Genomic DNA, 3,573 nt, shown 5'->3' with positions numbered 1-3,573 from the left:
AGCGTACCTTCGGGAGCTTGGTCGTGCCATACCACCTCCTGCGGACGCACCCCCCCGCTGGTGCCCAGGTCTTTGCCTTGCACGCCATGTTCGGCACCCAACAGGTGCTTGAGAAAATATTCATGCCCCTTGCCCGACGAGCCTAGTATGTTGGAGCGCCAGATAAACATATTGCGTGGAAAATTTTCTGGCGCGTCAGGGTCGGTACAGGCCATTTTGATGGAGCCGTCCTTGAGCCCGTTGGCAACATAGGCTGCCGTGTCCCCGTTTGCCGTGGCTTTTCCGATATCCAGCGGATTGGTGCTGAAGTGCGGCGCGGTGGGCAACCATCCCATGCGCTCGGCCTTGACGTTGTAGTCAATAGGATTTTCGGGAAACTCGTGTTTGTCAGCCAGCGGTGACAAGAGTGCTGATATCTTCAGGGTTTCGTAGCGCCATTGATCTGTATGGGCATAGAAATACGATGTGCCATTCATGAACCGCGGCGGACGATGCCAATCCGTGGCGAAGGCCAGGGGCAGCCATCCTGTCTGTGGTCGTAGTTTTTCCTGACCCACATAATGAGACCACCCGCCACCCGACTTACCTACGCAGCCACACATGACCAGCAGATTGATTGCCGACCGATAGCTCATGTCCATATTGAACCAGTGGTTCAAGCCGGCACCGATGATAATCATCGATTTGCCTTCCGTCTTGTGGGCATTTTCGGCAAACTCGCGGGCGACGGCGATGACGTCTCGCCGGTTGACGCCTGTGATTTTTTCCTGCCAGGCGGGAGTGTAAGGTATATCGTCGTCAAAGCTGGCCGCAACGTTATCGCCGCCTAACCCCTGATCCACGCCATAGTTGGCAATGAATAAGTCGTAGGCTGTGGCGACAAGCACTTGGCCATTGCGTGTGGCAATTTGTTTTACACCTATCCGGCGTGCCAGCACGCTGTCGTGGCCGGTATGGGTAAAGTGCGTGCTTTCGGCGTTACCGAAATAGGGAAAAGCAACGTCAATAACCTGGTCGTGATCCTGCACAAGTGACAGGCGTGCACGGATAGGGTTACCCTGTGCATCCTCTTCTTTGATATTCCACTTGCCCGCATCGCCACCTTCTTTCTGGCCCCAGCGAAAGCCAATCGATCCGATGGGCGCAACAGGCTTGCCGCTGATCTCGTCCAGCACCACGGTTTTCCAGGCGGCGTTGTTGTCCTGCCCCAGCGCATCCTCGAACTCATCAGCCCGCAGCATCCGCTCGGGCACATAGTGATCGCCTTGCCTGACAATGCGCACCAGCATCGGCATATCGGTATAGCGTCGGCAATAGTCTACAAAGTAGTCGCTTTTACCAGCGACGTGAAATTCTTTCAAGACGACATGGCCCATAGCCAGACCAAGCGCCGCGTCGGTTCCCTGCTTGGGGTGCATCCAGAGATCGCCGAATTTGGCTCCTTCGGCATAATCCGGGAAGATGGACACGACCTTGGTACCGCGATAGCGAACCTCGGTCATGAAATGCGCATCAGGTGTGCGTGTTTGCGGGACGTTGGAGCCCCACATGATGATGAAGGTCGAGTTATACCAGTCTGCCGACTCGGGAACGTCGGTCTGTTCTCCCCAGGTCTGAGGCGAAGAGGGCGGCAGATCACAATACCAGTCGTAGAAGCTGAGGTTGACACCGCCGATCAGCGATAAATAGCGGCTGCCTGAGGCATACGAAATCATCGACATCGCCGGTATGGGCGAAAAACCGACGATGCGGTCTGGCCCATGGCGCTTGATGGTATGCACGTTGGATGCGGCAATGATTTCGTTGACTTCGTCCCAACTGGATCTGACGAAACCGCCTAGGCCACGGCGGCCGGTATACGATGCTCGCGCGTCACAGTCGTCGACGATTGCAGCCCAGGCCTCGACGGGCGCCAGCGTACTGCGCTTGTCGCGCCACAGTTTGAGCAAGGAGCTGCGAACGAGCGGGTACTTAAGCCGGTTGGCGCTATATAGATACCAGGAATAAGAAGCCCCGCGCGAACAGCCACGGGGCTCGTGATTGGGCATGTCGGGGCGGGTGCGAGGATAATCGGTCTGTTGTGTCTCCCAGGTGACGATGCCGCCTTTGACATAGATTTTCCAGGAACAGGACCCTGTGCAGTTTACGCCATGGGTAGAGCGTACGATTTTGTCGTGCTGCCATCGTTTTCGGTAGGCCTCTTCCCACTTACGGTCCTCTTTGAGGGTTATACCGAGGCCATCTGAAAATTCAGGCCGGTCAGTGGAAAAATACTTGAGCCGATCAAGAAAATGGCTCATGGTGTAGCCGCCTCTCGGAGGGTGTGAACAGGGGGCACACTCAGTGGGTAACACATGAAAACCATAGTTCCTCCCGAGCCGCAAACACGACAGCCGTAGGCCGGCCTGAGCCTTGGTACTGCCTCGAGCAGTATGCGACCGAGGTCTGGCCAAGGGGATGCAGCGTGTAATCATCATATATCAATTCAAATATGCCTACAACACTATGAATTCTGAATTGCCCGACTGTCATGCAGGCCAGTTGGTTAGAGCCCGCCCCCTGGCGCGCTTCTAAATTCGTATTCTAAGTTGGTCCTGGCCAGGGCGCCGTGTAGCAGTGAAGGTTCAACCGCCAGCGTTGGAAATCATTCAACAACGTTTAATGACCGAATCCGTGCTTTATTTCTTCGGGCGCCTTGGCCAGCATGTTTCGTATTTCGGACGTTGATTATCACGAGAGTCTCGTAGCTACCTGGCAAAACCGCATGACGGACACCTGTCATGACAACCACTTCGCTGACCAATCAGGTTCATTCCTTTTCGGATTTGTCAGGGAAAACAGTTGGGGTGCTTGGGGGGACAGCTTATTAGATGAAGACGACAAAAGCCCCCCAGACCAATCACTTGGTGTGAGCAAGAAAAGTTGCTACAGCAATTTGCGGAGCATCTTCGAAATATGGTCTTGTTTGACCTGAAGACGGGCCTCAGAGAAGACGTTGTGTGTTCACTGCGTTGGGATTGAAAGCGTAAAATCAATCTGCATCCAAATCCGCCAGTTTCGGTCTTTATTGTGCTCGACTGAATGTGAAGGGACGTAAATCTGAGCGTAATGTGGTACGTGATTCAGTTGAAAAATCCGCTGTCGAATCACAGTGTGGCTTGCATGAAGAAAATGTTTTTACCTATTGGCGACCACGCAAAGGTGAAGATAAGGTGGATCTGAAGCACCAGCCAGTGAACTTTATCAACAATACGGCCTGGCAGAAAGGTGTGAAGCGGGCGGGTGTGGAGGATCTGCATGTCCATGATCTACGGCATACCGTTGGCATGCGGCTTCGACTCAGTGGGGTAGGGGAGCGCACTCAGGATGTTATTTTATGGCACAGCAACAAGTCCATGAACTCGCATTATGCGATCGCTCAGTTGCGTGAGATATATGATGCGCTCGAAGGCATTGCCCGACCCGGGCATGAGGAAGAAACGCTTAATTTGCATGCGATGATTCGTCAGGCTCAGATCAGGGCCGTAGGAAAAGTCACGCAAAAGTCACGCAGCAATAAAAAAGCCGCTTAAA

The 3,573-nt window shown here is 54.0% G+C and carries 2 protein-coding genes; one reads left to right on the top strand and one right to left on the bottom strand.

All coding sequences use genetic code 11. From position 1 onward, the window contains the following. The coding region (locus ACTIKR_RS20395; RefSeq protein WP_442328875.1) for a nitrate reductase subunit alpha at positions 1–2,300 on the bottom strand (2,300 nt) is incomplete at its 3' end. A 783-nt stretch (positions 2,301–3,083) separates the two neighbouring features. Here ACTIKR_RS20395 and ACTIKR_RS20390 point away from each other — a divergent pair. Then, positions 3,084–3,572, top strand: coding sequence for a tyrosine-type recombinase/integrase (locus tag ACTIKR_RS20390; RefSeq protein ID WP_442328874.1), 489 nt, complete (start codon positions 3,084–3,086; stop codon positions 3,570–3,572). Position 3,573: the final 1 nt, after the last annotated feature.

It is taken from the genome of Advenella sp. (assembly GCF_052108595.1).
In the GTDB taxonomy this organism is placed as follows: domain Bacteria; phylum Pseudomonadota; class Gammaproteobacteria; order Burkholderiales; family Burkholderiaceae_B; genus Advenella.
This window is presented reverse-complemented; position numbering and strand designations above follow the sequence as displayed.